13 protein-coding genes and 3 pseudogenes are annotated in these 16,965 nt (G+C 57.8%); 12 read left to right on the top strand and 4 right to left on the bottom strand.

Going from position 1 to position 16,965, the window contains the following annotated elements; translation table 11 throughout:
• The 5 genes and pseudogenes from HHL08_RS22825 to HHL08_RS22805 all read left to right on the top strand — a co-directional run.
• Window positions 1–1,168 (top strand): annotated as a pseudogene (locus HHL08_RS22825) (hypothetical protein); the annotation flags it as partial.
• The gene (locus HHL08_RS22820) at window positions 1,165–1,782 is read left to right on the top strand and encodes a TadE/TadG family type IV pilus assembly protein (RefSeq protein ID WP_169575235.1); all 618 of its coding nucleotides are present in this window, start codon (window positions 1,165–1,167) and stop codon (window positions 1,780–1,782) included. The pseudogene HHL08_RS22825 and the gene HHL08_RS22820, both read left to right, overlap by 4 nt.
• A complete protein-coding gene (locus tag HHL08_RS22815) occupies window positions 1,779–2,429 on the top strand; it encodes a TadE/TadG family type IV pilus assembly protein (RefSeq protein ID WP_169575234.1) in 651 nt (216 codons plus the stop codon). Before HHL08_RS22820 ends, HHL08_RS22815 begins: the two co-directional genes overlap by 4 nt.
• Window positions 2,430–2,444: 15 nt before the next feature.
• Entirely contained in the window at window positions 2,445–2,723 is a 279-nt protein-coding gene (locus tag HHL08_RS22810) for a hypothetical protein (protein ID WP_169575233.1), read from the top strand.
• 63 nt (window positions 2,724–2,786) lie between these two features.
• On the top strand, window positions 2,787–4,877 hold the full coding sequence (locus HHL08_RS22805; protein WP_169575232.1) for an EAL domain-containing protein: 2,091 nt from the start codon (window positions 2,787–2,789) through the stop codon (window positions 4,875–4,877).
• Between the two features lie 257 nt (window positions 4,878–5,134).
• Here HHL08_RS22805 and HHL08_RS22800 read toward each other — a convergent pair whose 3' ends face one another.
• Together HHL08_RS22800 and HHL08_RS22795 are read right to left on the bottom strand one after the other, a co-directional pair.
• Window positions 5,135–5,413: a hypothetical protein gene (locus HHL08_RS22800; RefSeq protein ID WP_169575231.1), complete on the bottom strand. Its 279-nt coding sequence runs from the start codon at window positions 5,411–5,413 to the stop codon at window positions 5,135–5,137.
• 375 nt (window positions 5,414–5,788) lie between these two features.
• Window positions 5,789–8,224, bottom strand: coding sequence for an MHYT domain-containing protein (locus HHL08_RS22795; protein WP_169575230.1), 2,436 nt, complete (start codon window positions 8,222–8,224; stop codon window positions 5,789–5,791).
• 374 nt (window positions 8,225–8,598) lie between these two features.
• On the opposite strand from HHL08_RS22795, the gene HHL08_RS22790 reads away from it, so the two are divergent.
• The 3 genes from HHL08_RS22790 to cueR all read left to right on the top strand — a co-directional run bounded on the left by HHL08_RS22790 (window position 8,599) and on the right by cueR (window position 11,693).
• Window positions 8,599–8,844, top strand: coding sequence for a CopD family protein (locus HHL08_RS22790; RefSeq protein ID WP_169575229.1), 246 nt, complete (start codon window positions 8,599–8,601; stop codon window positions 8,842–8,844).
• Window positions 8,845–8,943: 99 nt separating this feature from the next.
• A complete protein-coding gene (locus HHL08_RS22785; RefSeq protein WP_169575228.1) occupies window positions 8,944–11,310 on the top strand; it encodes a heavy metal translocating P-type ATPase in 2,367 nt (788 codons plus the stop codon).
• A complete protein-coding gene (gene cueR, locus HHL08_RS22780; RefSeq protein WP_169575227.1) occupies window positions 11,307–11,693 on the top strand; it encodes a Cu(I)-responsive transcriptional regulator in 387 nt (128 codons plus the stop codon). Before HHL08_RS22785 ends, cueR begins: the two co-directional genes overlap by 4 nt.
• Before the next feature lie 730 nt (window positions 11,694–12,423).
• Here cueR and HHL08_RS22775 read toward each other — a convergent pair.
• Complete coding sequence (locus HHL08_RS22775; RefSeq protein WP_169575226.1) at window positions 12,424–12,822, bottom strand: hypothetical protein; 399 nt, start codon at window positions 12,820–12,822, stop codon at window positions 12,424–12,426.
• 393 nt (window positions 12,823–13,215) lie between these two features.
• Between HHL08_RS22775 and HHL08_RS22770 the strand changes: the two genes are divergently transcribed.
• From HHL08_RS22770 to HHL08_RS22765, 4 genes and pseudogenes are all read left to right on the top strand, one after another.
• The gene (locus HHL08_RS22770; protein WP_169575225.1) at window positions 13,216–14,697 is read left to right on the top strand and encodes an ISL3 family transposase; all 1,482 of its coding nucleotides are present in this window, start codon (window positions 13,216–13,218) and stop codon (window positions 14,695–14,697) included.
• Window positions 14,652–14,813, top strand: a pseudogene (locus HHL08_RS26330) (ISL3 family transposase); the annotation flags it as partial. The gene HHL08_RS22770 and the pseudogene HHL08_RS26330, both read left to right, overlap by 46 nt.
• Before the next feature lie 64 nt (window positions 14,814–14,877).
• Window positions 14,878–15,138 (top strand): annotated as a pseudogene (locus HHL08_RS25785) (helix-turn-helix domain-containing protein); the annotation flags it as partial.
• A gap of 21 nt (window positions 15,139–15,159) precedes the next feature.
• Window positions 15,160–15,810, top strand: coding sequence for an EAL domain-containing protein (locus HHL08_RS22765; protein ID WP_235955257.1), 651 nt, complete (start codon window positions 15,160–15,162; stop codon window positions 15,808–15,810).
• A gap of 243 nt (window positions 15,811–16,053) precedes the next feature.
• Here HHL08_RS22765 and HHL08_RS22760 read toward each other — a convergent pair whose 3' ends face one another.
• Entirely contained in the window at window positions 16,054–16,842 is a 789-nt protein-coding gene (locus HHL08_RS22760; protein WP_235955256.1) for a hypothetical protein, read from the bottom strand.
• Window positions 16,843–16,965 lie beyond the last annotated feature (123 nt).

The following is a 16,965-nucleotide window of genomic DNA, read 5'->3' as shown; positions in this document are numbered from 1 at the left end:
CAAAGTCGTCCCGCAGTCCAATCGCTGCACCCATGGCCATGCCCTCCAATCGGCGCCCATAGATTCAGAAATTTGCCGCTTTGGGAATCCCCTACATGAGTCAGCATCATGGAAGGTTGGTATTAGATGGTCCACCAATCAGGATGGACGCTATTTTAACTATCAAGGCGTGATGGTCAGCGGGAAGTGCCAGATACAGCGGCGCTACATAAGTGGTTATCTGAAGCGGAATTATCAACGCACGGATACAACCGGATTCAAAGAATATGAGTATGATCAGCTAACCTTCAACGTGTCGGGTCTAAAGGCTGGAGGAAGCAGTTGGAGCACTGGCATTACCGCGCCTGTTGGTGCATTCGGCCAGACTGCCACGATCGGCTGGGACGGCTGCATCGAGGAACGACAGACATATCAGAACAGCGATGACGATCCAACGGGCGAGTTTAGCCCGATCCCCGCCAGCGCTCTCGATATGAACATCGATATGGTCCCTAATGGGTCGGATGCCAGTAAATGGCGTCCACTTCTGCCGGACCTCGTGTGGGGCCGGTATGATAGTGTCGGCAACTGGACCACTGCAAAGGTCAAGACCAGTTCGGACCTTAGTCGAAACTACACCTACGCTTGCCCCACCGCGGCATCAAAGCTTAAGGCTTATTCCTCCGCGAACGCGTTCGAATCCTATGTAAATACGCTATATCCGAACGGCAATACCTACCATGACATCGGCCTGCTTTGGGGCGCGCGGCTTATGTCGCCGACCGGCCTGTTCGGATCGGAAAATGCTTTCACATCCACTGGCGGCGAGATCGAGCGCCATCTGGTCTTCATGACCGACGGCGACACGGTAACGAGCAACCAGGGCTATACCGCCCATGGGGTTGGTTGGTGGGACAGACGTCAGACGCGCAGCAATGCGGGTCCGAGCTCCAATGTCCTCACATCTGTCGTCAACGAACGCACCAAGGCGCTGTGCTCGGCTGTCAAATCGAAGAATATTACACTGTGGGTCATCTCCTTCGGATCAGGTGTCAGTTCTGGGGCGCAGGCGCTGCTTCAGTCCTGCGCATCGCCAAACCGTTTCTATGTCGCTGCGAACAGCGCCACGCTGATTTCCAACTTCCAGCAGATTGCGGACGAAATATCGCAATTGAGGCTGACCAAATGACCGATCTTCGACGCTCTGGTTGCAGATTGATCAAAGACCAAGCGGGCGCGACGATTGTCGAATTCGGCCTGATTTCCACTGTGCTCGTGACGACGCTGCTCGGCTTTATGGACCTTGGCCATAGCTTATACGTGCAATCCGTACTTCAGGGCACCGTGCAGAAAAGTGCGCGGGACGCCACGCTGGAAAGCGGAAAGGTGGACGTTCAGCAGCAGCTTCTGGACGCGGCTGTACGTGAACGCGTCCAGCTTCTCGCAGCCAATTCGACTGTCACCTTCTCGCGTCGCTATTTCAGGGATTTTACCAAGGCAGCCCAGGCAACGGCGGAGGCTTTTCAGGACATCAACGCCAATGGGCTCTGCGACAATGATGAACCCTTCCAGGACAATAACCGCAATACGGTGTGGGATCGGGACGGAGGCGATGATGGGCAAGGTGGGGCCAAAGACGATGTGGTCTACACGGTCAATATGACCTACCCGCGCCTGTTGCCTATCGCGAAACTGGTAGGACTTCCTGAAAATGTGACGGTCGAGGCCCGGACGGTGCTGGAGAACCAGCCGTTTGGCGAGCAAGGCGCTTATGGCAGCCCGATCGTGGGACATTGCACATGAAACTTGCTGCATTATTCAGACATCTCGCGCGCGAATCCAAGGCCGTTGCCGTCGTGGAATTCGGCCTCGCGCTGCCGCTGATGACGGCCATCGCGTTTACCGGAGCGGAACTGACGAATTTCGTGACAACGAAGATGAGGATCAGCCAGCTTGCACTACACATTGCGGACAATGCTGCCCGGATCGGCACCGGCACTGTGCTGGCAAACAAGCAGATCACCGAGGCACAGCTCAACGATCTTCTGACCGGCGCAAACTTCCAGGGCGGCCGTCTTGATCTATATGGAAAGGGACGGGTCATACTGAGCAGTATCGAACCTGTGGCCAATCCAAATCCGACCAACCGTTACCGGATCAGATGGCAGCGATGCCGTGGTGCAAAAAATTGGCCATCTTCTTATGGGCGGTCCGGCGACAGCAACCTGACCGGGATAACCGTCGGTGGGCAGACTGCCACCGCACCGGATGATGGGGCGCTTATGTTCGTGGAGATAGCTTATGACTATCAGCCTCTTATCGCTCGCCTCTTTATTCCGCAGAACCAAATTACTGCCGTCGCTGCCATGACCGTGCGCGACCAAAGAGATTATGGCGGTGGCTCAAACGGCATCTACAACAACGAAAACGTCGTCCCAGCGACATGCTAAAGGAGAGCCGGAACCATGGATAAGTTCATTTACTTAGCCTTGGGCGTGGGCGTGCTCCTGATCGCCGCGGTCGATCAGTCGAATGACGCAGGTCAGGCAACGTCGCCGGTCGAAATTGCAGTTACTGACGGGGCTCAGTCTCCTTCCTCAGCTATCGGCGAGTCCGGTTCATCGTCCTACACCGAAACGGCTGCTCCCGGGACCCTCTCCGCACTCCAACCAGTTAATCCGATCCCGCGCGCGGATGCCCTGGGCGGTAAGGTAATCGACGATCGGTATCAGCCGGATGGCTAAGCTGTCGCTTTTTGTTGGCCGTTGGCGCAGCCCTTGTCAGGGATCGGGAGCGTGCCCGTGCGCTTGAGCCGTTTCATCGATGCTGGAAATGCTTCGCTGGCGGAGAGCCAGGCGACGCGCTTGCTCGCCAAATATGAAGAAAGCGGCAAGGGCTGGTTCTGGGAGACGCGTAGAGATGGCTCTCTATCCTATCTCAGCGCGAAGATAGGCAGCGCCATGGCGAATTTCGGCGTCTATCCCGAGAATTTGTCTGATCTTGTCGATAGCGATACCAGTCTCGCAGAAGAAGCGTCCGAGCGAAGCCTCAGCTTCTATATCGCATCTCGCATACCGTTCGACGGCTTGGTACTGAAGGCTAAGGGGCACGACGATCTTTGGTGGTCGCTCACGGGCGGACCCTATCATGACGAAGCTGGTCGGTATTGTGGTTTTGTCGGCTTCGCGGTCGATCTTACCGATCAGAAAAATTCTGAAATCAAACTGCTGCAACTGGCGCGCTTTGATTCGCTCACTAGCCTTGCGAACCGGGACACGATGCGCCAGGCGCTGGAAAATAGCATCCTTTCATGCGCACACCGCAAGCAACGATGTGCCACGATGATATTGGATCTCGACAGGTTCAAACTAGTCAACGACACGTTCGGTCACCTTGTGGGTGACCAATTGCTGAAGGCCGTTTCAGAGCGTCTGGTAAAGACTGTCTCGGGGAGAGGGCAAGTCGGCCGCCTTGGCGGCGATGAGTTCCAGCTTGTATTTGCCGACATCTGCGAGGAGAAAATTCTTGCGAATATCGCGGCAGATATAATTCATAGCCTGTCCCAGCCCTATATTATAAAAACTCAATTGATCACAATTGGCACCTCGATTGGGATCGCCACCTCAGATTACGATCATCGGTCGGCTATTGACCTGGTGAGAGATGCGGACCTTGCTCTTTACGCTGCAAAAGCGGCGGGCAAAGGCACCTATCGATTTTTCGCTTCGGAAATGCACGAGCAGGCCCGGTTGCGGCAGCAGATCGAAGAGGACATGCAACGAGCCTTGGAGCGGGGGGAATTTCATCTAGCCTATCAACCTGTGATTGAGACCCAATCTGGTGCTTTAGCCGGGTTTGAGGCGTTGATCCGCTGGACTCATGGCGTGCGTGGGGTCATGTCTCCTGCGATATTCATTCCGATCGCCGAAGAATCTGGCCTCATTAATGAGTTAGGCGAATGGGTATTGCGCACCGCTTGCCTGGAAGCCGCGAAATGGCCCAATTCGGTAAGCGTTGCTGTCAACATCTCTCCCGTTCAATTTTCAAGTCAGGCCCTCCCAACATTGGTGACCAGCGCGCTGGCTTATGCGGGCCTGTCGGCGGACAGGCTGGAACTCGAAATTACGGAAGGCGCATTACTCAACGACACCGCAAAAACGCGCGCCGCCATCGCGACCTTGAAAGGCCTAGGCGTCAAAATTTCGCTGGATGATTTTGGCACGGGGTATTCCAGCCTTGGGTATCTCAAGACGATCCCATTTGACAAAATCAAGATCGACCAGTCTTTCATCAAGGGCGCGACGCTTCCGGGAAGCAATAACATCCCTATTATTAGAGCGATAGTCAACCTTGCTACTGATCTTGGCATGATTACGACGGCAGAAGGGGTGGAAACAGAGGACCAACTGGCCCTCGTTCGCGAGCTTGGATGCACGCTAATCCAAGGTTATATATATGGACGGCCAATGGACTCTGCATCAGCGATGGTGCGCGCTCAAGGCAATGGCCCGGTGGCCAGCGGATACCGCAATGATCGTGCCGAGCGCCGCCGTCTTATCAGAGCAGGGCAAATAACTGCGCGCGCTGCCAGCGAAGTGGTCAGGCTCCGTAATATTTCGTGCACGGGTGCTATGGTGGAAACCAGCCTGCCACTACATATTGGCGAAGTGGTCTCGCTGGAGATTGGCCTTTTAAACGCTCTCGATGCAGATGTGCGCTGGATCAAAGATGGACGCGCTGGCTTGAAATTCATGCAGCCCATCGATCTTGAGGAAATATTACTCGCCAAGCCCAAAGCCTCATTCAAAGCCTTTGTGCCCGACTACCTTTCTCACGATAGTAGTGACCTATATGCTGATAAGGTACGGCTTGACCCGAAGACTCTGAATAACAGGTAATGAATTATCCAATGTACGTCCCGTTTCTTATCCTCGCGCGGCTTTCAATCGCCACCGAAGAAGGAATTTGGAGTGATAAAGTCCTATGCGCGATAAGATGCAATATGAAGAAAAAAGACCCCGTCATTGCTGACAGGGTCATTGGTCACGGATGATAGCTGGGGGCCAATATTCTCATCCGCTTTACTAACCTGCTTCCTACCAACTGGTTCCATCGCAACTAGGATTGCACAAGATTGAAGTTAGTCCTCAACAGTTTACTCTTCGCCATTGTCCTTTACGCCGACCGTTGGCACGTCGATCTCTTCCTTCTTCGTTCCAACGACCACAGCCTTTGAGTCAACGTCGACCTTTGGCAATTCGCCGCCATTGACGCTGACTTCAGGAAGGTCGCCTTCCTTCACGTCGGCAGACCAAAAGCCTGTTGCGAAGAGGACGCCGACGAGCGCCACAACCGCTACCAAAGCTATGACAAGCGTTCGGCCGGGCCCTTTCTTCTCCACCATCACGCGGTCATCAAATCGGTTATCGACCATCCTATCCTCCTCCACTTTGGTAAAGGTGGAACGAGGTTTGACCGAATCTGTTCCGGTTGCGAAAGCTTTTTTTGCTAGAGAATGTGGGGATGTACCGGCTGATAGCGATGTAATTTTTCTCCGGTGCTAGCAATGCAAGGCCAAACGTCGCGGCCATGCCTGTCTCAAGGTACTGCATTCACCACCGGTCATTTGAGCCAATCGGCGCAGCAAATCAGTTAGGTCATCCAAGAGATCGAGATATGCGATAGCGCGGGCTATGGGACCTATGGATCATGATCATGATCGGCACACACGATTTGAATTTGGTATTCCTGTCGGTTTTTGTAGCAATCTTCGCTTCAGGCGTGGGCACCAAACGTTGGAATCAATCCACTAGGCGAACGCACCTAACCGATGAATAGCCACTAAAAGCTCGTCTGCTCGAAACGGTTTACGAAGAATTTTCGCTCGGCGTCCAACAGCTTGTTCGACAGCGTCTGTATCTGCAAAGCCGCTGGCGAAAAGGATAGGTAAGCCTGGCCAGCGCGCCTCGATGCACTTTGCCAATTCAGCGCCGTTCATTCCAGGCATCGCAAAGTCAATGATCGCGATGTCTGGGACATTTTCTTCCAATGCGACCAATGCCGCATCGCCATTTTCGGCTTGCGTCACGTAGTGCCCCTGGCATTCGAGCGCGCTTGCGATCATGCTTCTCACATCTTGGTCGTCGTCGACCAACAATATTTTAATGGAGCCTGTTCCCGCGATATCGACCGGTGTGACTGCTTGAACTGGGTCGTTTGGCTCTTCATCGGTGCAAGGCATGAGCACGCGCACCGTCGTGCCCTGCCCAAGAGTGCTATCGATGTGAACCGTTCCGCCTGCTTGGCGGGCGCTGCCATATATTTGGGCCAGCCCTAACCCTGTTCCCTTGCCGATCGCCTTGGTGGTGAAGAACGGTTCCATGGCCCGGCGAAGTGTGGTCTCGTCCATTCCTGCGCCAGTGTCGCCCACCGCAATCTCGACATATTCGCCATCATCGACCTCCGGATGTCCCGAGATATTACGTACTGTGGTCGAGACCGTGAGGGTGCCGCCATTTGGCATCGCGTCGCGCGCGTTGATCGCCAAATTGAGCACCATCATCTCGACCTGTGTAGCATCTGCGAGGACCGGAACTGGATGAGGATTGAGTGCGAAATCGAGTCTAATCATCGGGCCCAACGTGCGAGCCAGTAGGTTATGTAACGGCCTGATAATGTCGCAGATGATGAGTGGGGTGAGCTGGATGCGCTGAGCCCGCGCGAAGGCGAGCAACTGGGCGGTTAGCTTAGCGCCACGCTCAGCTGCCTCCAGTCCCGCCTCTGCATAACGCTGCACCCGCTCGGGTTCATCGGGACGCCGCCGGATTAAGTCGAAAGCACCCATAATGGCTGCCAGTACGTTGTTGAAATCATGTGCCATGCCCGACACCAACTGGCCCACAGCCTCCAGCTTCTGACTATGGAGCAGAGCCTCTTGCGCTTCCCGGAGCTCACGCGTGCGTATCTCGACGCGCTGCTCAAGCGTAGCATTCAATTCGCGCAGCTTTTCTTCGACGGTGGCGCGTTCGATTACCAGTCGGGTCCGCTCGGCAATCTCTTCCATGAAGGCAATGTCCTGTCGCTGCCAAGCGCGGTGATCGCGATCATTGAGATAAACGATCGTGCTCAGGCGGCCGTCGCGGACAAACGGCACAACCAGTATTGCGCGCGTATCGACCGATTGAGCGGTTTCTCGCGTTTTTGCTTCATCGCTCAGTTCGGCATCAAGAAGATCATCGATGACGACAGTTTGCCCAGCGCTGAGTGCGGCGACGATTTTTGCCCCAAACGCTTCTGCCGGATAGCGCCCGAGTAGCGGCGGCACGGTGCCGTCCGTCCAACATACGTCATACTCGAAAATATCCTCGATCGGGTCGAGCTGGCCATAGCCGGTCCGGGTCACGTTGAAGTGCGTGCCCATCAGCGCCGCAACTTCCTGCAGCGCCTCTTGCGTGTCGCGTCCGCGCAGAGCGTCCGCGATCCGTAACCTCAGCGCAATGCGCGCCTCGCGGCGCACGAATCCCTGAAACAGCCTCTCCACCGCTGCGGAACTCAAGGCCATCACAAGGATCAACACGGTAATGGCGCTGATGAGGATCGCAAGATAAGTCTGTCCCAGGCTTGCTCCGCCCGTCGTCATGTCCACCGATGACGTGGAAGTGAATATCGCGGCGCGCATGCCTGCATAGTGCATGCCCGCGATCGCCAGCCCCATGACTGCTGAGGCGACAAGCCTGTGGGACAATTTCTGATCGCGTGCGGTCAGCCACATCGCCGCCGTGGCGGCGCCGATCGCAATGAATATAGATATACCAAGCCACCCATGATCGTAGCTGAGGTCTGCGGCTATGTGCATCGCAGCCATGCCTAAATAGTGCATCGCCAGAACGCCCGATCCCATTAGCAATCCGGCGGCGGCCACGCGCCCTGCTGCCATCGTTCGCCAGTCCATTACCGCGAAGCCCGCGCCGGTGAATGCAAGTGCGATGGCGAAGGAAATCAACGTGAGAGCCAGATCGAAGCTCATCTCCATTCCCGGCATGCTGTACGCCAACATGGCGACGAAATGCATCGACCAGATGCCGCCCCCCAGCGCAACCGCCGCAGCGCCGAGCCACAGGCGGCGCATCCAGCCGGTCGAGGCGCGCATCCGCATGGCCAGGCTGAGCCCTGAAAATGACGCGAACATGGCGATAAGAATCGACAGGATAACTAGATTGCTGTCGTGCGTGCCGGTCATGATCATGACCCACTGCTCCCATAGTCAGTGCCATAGTGCAACATATCCTCAACCCCTTGGCATCATAAGGAAACAACCTCAGCAAAGATCAAGAACATCTTGAATTTATCGTGGTATCGCCACCCTGTCAGCGTGGATCATCTTCCGGCTTGAGGGTCAGCGTTGTCTCGCGAGATTGCGGTGGCAGCAACCAGCATACGGTCGCGCGTGAAATCATAGGACCTCCGCGAAACGACTGACCCAGTCCACATGGCGACTAGCTCGCAGGCCTATCTTTCCAGCATTTCTGAAATCTTGTTGGTCGTGAAGAATGGATCGGAAATGCGATAGGCGATATCCTTCGCGATAACGGCTCCATTGTCGGTGGCGCAGACCCAGGGATGATGGCCGATCAGTATAGCGCGCTGCTGTTCATGAGGCACGCCCTGTTTACCGCTATGCTCGCAATGGCGGCGTCGAACCGGTTTCGCCTGATCCCGGCGCTCGAGACCGGCATCGACAGCGGTGCTAATCAAGTGGCTGTCGCTAGGCTTCGAAGAAGCCTTTGGGCCGATGCGGCAGCAGGAGTGGTCATACTCGGATTGGTCGGGTTGCTTGGCACGCTTGAGCCGCCTGGCGGCAGCTGACGAGTGGAGACCGACGCGAGCACGCCGCCACCAAATTAAGTCCTTGACCCTGACATGGTGTCAAGGACTACATCCCTATGCGTCGAACAGGAGAAGGCAATGACCAACCCGAAATCAACGGCGCATGCAGGCCATGGCTGCTGCGGAGGTGGCGGCAAGAAGGCCCACGATCAAGCGGTCGGTCAGGTGAAGGATCCTGTTTGCGGCATGAGCGTGGACCCGTCGGCCACGCCGCACCATGCTCACCACGAGGATCAGGAATATCACTTCTGCAGTGCAGGCTGCCGCACAAAGTTCGTGGCCAATCCCGAGGCCTATCTGAACGATGCGCCTCGGCCTGAACCTGAAGCGACGCCAGGCGCGATCTGGACGTGTCCGATGCACCCTGAGGTCCGGCAAGAGGGCCCAGGAACCTGCCCGATCTGCGGTATGGCACTCGAGCCCGAGGAGCCGTCGCTCGACGACGCGCCGAACCCTGAACTCGTGGACTTCACCCGCAGGACGTGGGTGGCAGGCATTCTTACGACCCCGCTGCTGCTCGTCTCGATGGTTTCCGAATTGCTCGGCTTCCAGTTCGTGCCTGGCGAGTGGAACCACTGGGTGCAGTTCGCGCTCACCGTGCCGATCGTGCTTTGGGCCGGCTGGCCGTTCTTCGAACGTGGGTGGGCCTCGATCCGCACGCGCAACCTCAACATGTTCACGCTGGTCGCGATCGGAGTCGGCGTGGCGTTCCTCTACAGCCTCGTCGCCACGGTCGCACCGCGGCTTTTCCCACCAGCGTTCCGAATGCATGGGAGGGTGCCAGTCTACTACGAGGCCGCAGGCGTGGTAGTCACGCTGGTGCTGCTTGGCCAGGTCCTCGAGCTTCGTGCTCGTGCGGCGACCGGCCGCGCGATCCGTGCACTCATGAACCTGGCTCCGAAGACGGCTCGCCGCATCGCCGCTGATGGCTCGGAGGAGGAGCTTCAACTTTCTGAGGTCATGCAGGGCGACCGCATCCGGGTGCGCCCGGGCGAAGCGGTTCCCGTGGACGGCGTGATAGTCGATGGGCGTTCTTCGGTCGATGAGTCCATGCTCACAGGCGAGCCCGCGCCAGTGGCCAAGAGACCCGGATCAAAGCTTACGGGCGGAACCGTCAACTCCACAGGCAGCCTGGTCATGGAGGCTCAGGCGGTCGGTTCCGAAACGGTGCTTGCGCGGATCGTGAAGATGGTCGCCGAAGCGCAGCGCAGCCGCGCGCCCATTCAGGCGGTCGCCGATCAGATATCCGGCTGGTTCGTGCCACTGGTGGTGGCGATCGCAGTCGCGACCTTCGTGATTTGGAACCTGGTCGGCCCCGAACCGCGCTTCGGCCACGCGCTCCTGAACGCCATCGCGGTGCTCATCATCGCCTGCCCGTGCGCCTTGGGGCTTGCGACCCCGATGTCGATCATGGTCGGCACCGGCCGTGGTGCCCACGCGGGAGTTTTGGTGAAGAACGCCGAAGCGCTGCAGGCGCTTGAGAAGGTCGACACGCTGGTGATCGACAAGACCGGCACGCTGACCGAGGGAAAGCCGAAGCTGATCGCTATCGAGACGGTCGGCGGCTTCGACGAAGACGAACTGCTGGCCCTCGCGGCAGCCGTGGAGCAGCGCTCCGAACATCCGCTCGCACATGCGATCGTGGTCGCGGCGGAGGAACGCCGGATTGAAGTGCCGACAGCGGAGGCGTTCAACTCGACGACTGGCGCTGGTGTGGTGGCCAAGGTCGCCGGTCGGTCGGTCGCCATCGGCAACGCTGCGATGATGCGGGCGGTTGGCGCTGCACCCGAGGTTATCGAGGAGGCGGCCAAGGTGCGGCGATTCGAAGGGGCTGGCGTCATGTTAATCGCGGTGGACGGGCATCTGGCCGGCATGCTCGTGGTTGCTGATCCCGTGAAGGCGTCTGCGCGCGGAGCGATTAGCGATCTTCATGCCGAAGGCCTGCGCATCGTGATGTTGACGGGCGATGGCCGCGGCACCGCGGAGGCGGTGGCCAAGATGATTGGCGGTATCGACGAGGTGCATGCTGACCTGAAGCCGGAAGACAAGGCGAGAATCATAGGGGAGCTAAAAGCGAAGGGTGCCGTGGTGGCCATGGCCGGTGACGGCATCAACGACGCACCGGCGCTCGCTGCGGCAGACGTGGGTGTAGCCATGGGCACGGGCACGGACGTTGCTATCGAGAGCGCGGGCATGACGCTGACGAACGGCGATCTATCGGCTATGGTCCGAGCGCGCCGGCTGGCAAAGGCAACGATGCGGAACATTCGCCAGAACCTGTGGTTCTCGTTCGTCTTCAATGGGGTCGGTGTGCCAGTCGCGGCCGGGGTGCTGTACCCGGTGGTTGGCATTCTGCTCTCGCCCATGCTGGCAGGCGCCGCGATGGCGCTCTCGTCATTTGCTGTGGTGACGAATGCGCTGAGGCTCAATAGGGTGCGGCTGTGAACATCGGCCAAGCCTCAAATGCGAGTGGCGTCTCGCAGCGAATGATCCGCCACTATGAGAAGATTGCGCTGATCCCCGCGCCCCCGCGCCGGGACAGCGGCTATCGCGACTATTCGGACGCCGATGTCGCGAGACTGCGGTTCGTCGCCCACGCCCGCGACCTTGGCTTCCCTATCGAGGAGATCCGGGCACTGCTAGGCCTATGGCTAGACAAGTCGCGATCAAGCGCAGACGTGAAGGCGCTCGCCGCCGCGCGCGCTGCGGAACTGGGCCGCAAGGCCAAGGCACTGGAGCAAATGCGCGCGACGCTGCTGGACCTTGCAGCGAAGTGCCATGGGGATGAACGGCCTGACTGCCCGATTATCGAGCAGCTTGCCGGCTGAGCGTATCACTCCGGAGAGGGCCATCTTGCGGTGATTGGCTGATATTTCGAGATGGCTGCGGTGCAAACGCTGGTGTTGCACCGGTCGTTTAATCGCGGCCTTGATGGCAATAGAATAGAAATTTCCCGGCCGGATTGATTCTTAACTGTTCGCTAAGGACGAAATATATGGATCGGTTGCGGTAGCGCTTCGTTTCGGATGGGGAGGGCCAGCAGTGACAAAGCCAGTATCCGTTCGAATCGCGAAACGTATTAAACTTTTCGAGCCTGCGCTGGTTCGTTATCAGCATGCTGTTGAACGGATACATCTGTTGGACCTGTCTTGCACAGGTGCGCTGGCCCATGGTGCCAACCCGCCCGCTGTTGGTACGATCATACGGATCGAATGCAAGACGCTCTCCATCGCCGCTCGGACCGCTTGGGTCCGTGGTCCTAAATATGGAATGGCATTTCTAACCCCCCTATGCTCCGACGATTTGAATAATTTGATAGCGATCGCAGCAGCCATTCGCCCCGCTGCTACCCCAGGAAGGTCTCGAATTGGTATCGCCTATCAGCGATGAATGAAGTGAATGCGCTTGATAAAGAGATACAGGCGACGACGACGCGGCTTATTAATGCGCGTTGTCGCCGTCCCCTTTTCGGCATCGAATCCGTGAAAGTCACATCCAGCCCGCGCACGCGCCCATGCCAGCCCGTCGCTGCGACCTAGCGGTTGATAGCGTTGACCATCATGCAGCCTTATGAAGGATAATTGGGTATATCGCGCTGCGTTCCCATAAGATGCGCGCTTGGAGAGCGTCAACAATCTTACGGAAAGCTGCTTTAAAACCTGCTGGTTCATCCCATACGCGTTCCGGCGGCCAATCTGTATTGCAGGCGATCAGGTCATGGCGCCAGGCCAGCAGCTCGTCGTGATAGCGTCGCATGATTTCTGGCTTTATCTGTTCGCTGCACTGTTCCAACAGCGCCGCTTCTGCTTTGCAATGCGCAGTCACGGTACGTGACAACGCCAGGCGTGCGCGGTTTAGTTTGTCAGAGCTGCGCGCTGGGAAGTCCTCAACCACCCCCAGAATGGCTCGCGCCAAATCGAGCATTTCACGATGTTGCACGTCTAAATACTCTGTCATCCTTGGCTCCCTCGGTTGGCGAACGCATTTTGTCGCAAAGCCGAACTTAAGAACGGGTTAAACGGTCAAGAATTTAGGACCAGTTCCAAAAACCTATCGCTTGGACGGAGGTTGGTGCTGGACACGGGGAGCCGGTTCAATCTAGACTCAGATCGGCTGTCAGTCCATGGTTTCCAACCGCTCCCTTGCACGATCGAACCTAGTGGATTGATCGGAACGGACAAGTCCGTTTAGCGGATTCCGCGGCCCGCGGCATTATGCGACGAAGCGGCTGTCAACGGGCACCGAAGATTCCGCAAAAGTGGGCTCTCCCGCAATTTTGGTGCAGGCGTCGGGAACGAACCATGAATCTGGTTGATTCATCGAGGCTCCATAGAGGGAGCCTGTATTGCCGTGCCCAAGCGTATTCTGCCGCTTATTCCACGCCAGCTGATCGTGGAGGATGTCATTATCGAAACCGAGCGCATCGTGATCAATTGCCGGGCGCGGTTGTCTGCGCCCCGCTGTCCGAGTTGCCGGCGCGTGTCGTCACGGATGCACAGCAGATACCAGCGACGCATCGCCGATCTCCCATGGCAGGGGTGCACTGTGGTACTCTGCGTTCACGTTCGTCGGTTGCGGTGTGCCAACCGGAGGTGTGAGCAGCGTATCTTCGCCGAGCGCGCTGAGAACGTTGCCGCCCGCCACGCTCGTCGCACGCTGCGCGTGCGTGATGTCCAGCGTTCCGTCGGCCTAGCCCTTGGCGGCGAAGCGGGTGCTCGTCTCGTTGAGCGGCTGAGCATGCGCGTCAGTGCTGACACGATGCTTCGGATCGTTCGCGCTGATCGGCAGGTCCACCAGGGTGCGCCGCGTGTCCTGGGCGTTGATGATTGGGCATGGCGAAAGGGGCAGCGGTACGGCACCGTGCTGGTGGATCTTGAGGCCCACCAAGTCGTTGACTTGCTACCGGATAGGGAGAGCGAGACACTTGCCGCGTGGCTGAAGTCCCACCCCGGCGCGGAAATTATCGCGCGCGATCGCGCCGGCAGCTACGCCAAGGGCGCGCGCGAAGGCGCCCCTTTGGCTCGGCAGGTTGCTGATCGCTGGCACATGCTGCGCAATTGTTCGGATGCACTGCTCTCCGTCGTGGAGAAGCGATATAAGCTCGTTCGTGAGGTCGGGCGCTCGCTCGCGAATGATGTTTATCCGGATCGACCGCTAGAACGACCAGCAACCATCGGTATGTCCGGTGCCGCGCTCGATCATCAAAGGCGAAGCCGGGCGCAGCGGAACATAATGTTCGATGCGGTCGTCAGCTTGCGCGACAAAGGCTGGACCATATCGGCAATAGCGCACGAAACCGGCCGAGATCGCAAGACGATCCGCCAGTGGCTTCTCGACAAACAACCTGGAACCTGGGAACGCGCGTCGCGTCACCCCGCGAACGCCTTCGAAACATATCTCGTCTCGCGCTGGGAGGATGGCTGTCGCAATGCCACTCAGCTCTACCGCGAGGTGTGCGGGCTAGGCTATCGTGGCGAAGCGCGTAGCTTTCGTCGCTGGATCGAGGCTCGGTTACGCGATGGCCGGTCGCCACCTACAGCGCCATCTGTCAGACATCCACGCTGGAAAGCACCATCCCCGCGACAGGCAGTCAGGCTCCTCACCACGTCCAGCGATACACTCTGTCAGGACGATGCGCGGTTCGTCGATGCCGTGCGCGCCGCCTCGCCCATAATCGCGGAATTTGCCGACCTTGCGCGGCGCTTCCACGCCATACTGGTCGGACGCGAAGCCGTAGAGTTCGAGCCATGGCTTGCCCAGGCACTTGGAAGCGCCATCGCTTCGTCGCGCGCGGCCTCCGGCGCGATATCGATGCGGTGCGCGCCGCATTGATCTTGCCGTGGAGCACTGGACCGGTCGAAGGCAAGATCAACAAGCTCAAGTTCATCAAGCGTTCCATGTACGGCCGGGCTGGCCTTGACCTACTCCGGGCACGTATCATGGCATGACACCTGCACCGAAATTGCGGGAGAGCCCACTTTTGCGGAGAATTGCACGACCCATGACAGCGGCATGCGTAGCGGTATCACCTTCGTCGTCACGGCAGCGGATCGGGCGCGGCTTGAGGCTCTTGTTTCGGCACGGGGGTCGCCCCAGAAGCACGTACGGCGGGCGCGGATCATCCTTCTCACGGATGACGCGCTGGGCACCGCCTCGATCATGGCGCAGACAGGCAAGTCGAAGACTTGCGTGTGGCGCTGGCAAGAGCGGTATATGGTCGAAGGTGTCGATGGTCTGCTCCGTGACAAAACCCGTGCTCCTGGCATCGCGCCGATTGCTACGAGGCTCGACGTCATGTTGGAAAATGTTTCAAATGACGTGCGCGATTGGCTCGACGAAGGTGTCGCTTTTCAACATGTGTGGCTGAATATATCTTCAGCCGACCTGCGCAGGAACATGCCGGTCCATGAATATCTCAGCGCCGGGTTTGCAAAGGCAAATGTGCCTCTAAAACACCTGATCGTTGAAGTTACAGAAGGGGTTTATCTCGATGATCGCGACGACAATGTCGGCGCCAAAATTGCACAAATGCGACATCATGGTCTCAAGGTTGCGCTCGACGACTTTGGTACGGGCTTTGCCTCGCTCACCCATCTTCTGACGGTACCGGTCGACATAATAAAGATTGACCGTTCGTTCGTTGCGGGCCTCAAGAATGGTAGTGCCAGTGCGGCAATCGTCGAAGGGCTTTCGTCCATCGGCCAGAAGCTGGATATTCGCCTTTTGGCCGAAGGCATCGAGACGGAGAGCCAGGCGCGTCATCTACTCGCTTTGGGGTGTCGCATTGGGCAGGCGTTCCTCTATTCGCCAGCTGTCTCCCGCTCGGAGATGACTAAACTCCTTCATCTCTATGCGCAGTGGTCGGGTGCATGCCGTACCATCGGAGCCCTTTGGCGGCGCTCGCCTGACGAAATGTCGGAAGGACGAGCAGCGGGAACCGAATGATAAGCCATCCGAACCACGACGAAAGCAGTCGCGTGATATTCAAAGTGGCTGAAATGCGGACTGCCACCTAAAAAAAGCGGAAATCTGGTGGGAGGACGGGAAGAACGCTGTGAGCCCGCCTTTGGCGATTAAAAAATCCGCAGTTGGGTGGCGACGTGTCGAATTATTACTGAGCTTGTCGGATTAGCCACCCATAAATTTCGATCGATTTTCCAGTTAAGGCGTGAATCTGGCAATGTCCGTCTAGCGACCCGTAATCAGTGGGCTTGATGGCGGCGTCGGAAAGGCAAGCGGCGCGATTGCCGCGCCACGATAGCCCGCAGTGCTCACAGCGTAGAGCTTGAGGCCTATGACGCTATGCGCCATCAAAGTCATCGAGATCTGCATAAGGATGATGGTAGCGGTGCCCCACCACAATGCCGGATGGACGTAGCCTCGGCGGCGATGATCCGCGACGATTGCAATCAGCGGCCACATCATCACTGCTGCGAAAACGCCCCATTCTGCATAGGGGACAAGCAGCGGCATCGGCAAAAGGCGGCCAAAGGCTGGTCCGGTCAGGATCGCCATGGCGCAAAACATGAAACGCCTGTGCCATTCGGTCCGCTTGCGCATCGATATCGCCACAATGACCAAGCTGCCAAAGCACAGAACCGAAAGAATGTTCATCACGAGAAAATATGCAGGGAGGAAGAAGAACGGCGTCGTTGCGTTTCGCGTCATTGCGACTGTCGTATATATCCCGACACCAACCATGGCGCTGGCCCAACCAGCGCCTACCCAACCGAGCCGACGGTGCAGGGCGATCGATCCCCGTGTGACGAGGAAATTTTGGGAGACGAACAGCACCACCCAACCAAAAAAGATGAAGGCGTGGAGGTGGACAAGTGGCGGCGCGCCGAACGTCGAGCGCCCTGTTGCCGCCTGAAGGGAAAAGCCGGCCACGATAGTCAAAGCCATCGCGATCGCCATCTTCAAAAAGAACCGATCATCCCGCCCATATCCACGTAGCGGTTCAGCCAAAGTCGCCATCTGCAGCCTCCACGGCATTTGGTGATGAAGATAACGCAACCAGAGGCACGGCTCAACCTGTGCAGCAAAGCTATCCAAATGGACCTTAACTATTTAATTCGGTTGATCGTTTCATTTCGGCCA

This window comes from Sphingobium psychrophilum (genome assembly GCF_012927105.1).
Taxonomy (GTDB): Bacteria; Pseudomonadota; Alphaproteobacteria; order Sphingomonadales; family Sphingomonadaceae; genus Sphingobium; species Sphingobium psychrophilum.
This window is presented reverse-complemented; position numbering and strand designations above follow the sequence as displayed.

Excerpts from the sequence above, each read along its gene's own strand:
- HHL08_RS22820 (WP_169575235.1), top strand. The coding sequence starts at position 1,165 with ATGACCGATCTTCGACGCTCTGGTTGCAGATTGATCAAAGACCAAGCG.
- HHL08_RS22815 (WP_169575234.1), top strand. The coding sequence starts at position 1,779 with ATGAAACTTGCTGCATTATTCAGACATCTCGCGCGCGAATCCAAGGCC.
- HHL08_RS22810 (WP_169575233.1), top strand. The coding sequence starts at position 2,445 with ATGGATAAGTTCATTTACTTAGCCTTGGGCGTGGGCGTGCTCCTGATC.
- HHL08_RS22800 (WP_169575231.1), bottom strand. The coding sequence starts at position 5,413 with ATGGTCGATAACCGATTTGATGACCGCGTGATGGTGGAGAAGAAAGGG.
- HHL08_RS22795 (WP_169575230.1), bottom strand. The coding sequence starts at position 8,224 with ATGATCATGACCGGCACGCACGACAGCAATCTAGTTATCCTGTCGATT.
- HHL08_RS22790 (WP_169575229.1), top strand. The coding sequence starts at position 8,599 with ATGATGGCCGATCAGTATAGCGCGCTGCTGTTCATGAGGCACGCCCTG.
- HHL08_RS22785 (WP_169575228.1), top strand. The coding sequence starts at position 8,944 with ATGACCAACCCGAAATCAACGGCGCATGCAGGCCATGGCTGCTGCGGA.
- HHL08_RS22775 (WP_169575226.1), bottom strand. The coding sequence starts at position 12,822 with ATGACAGAGTATTTAGACGTGCAACATCGTGAAATGCTCGATTTGGCG.
- HHL08_RS22765 (WP_235955257.1), top strand. The coding sequence starts at position 15,160 with ATGTTGGAAAATGTTTCAAATGACGTGCGCGATTGGCTCGACGAAGGT.
- HHL08_RS22760 (WP_235955256.1), bottom strand. The coding sequence starts at position 16,842 with ATGGCGACTTTGGCTGAACCGCTACGTGGATATGGGCGGGATGATCGG.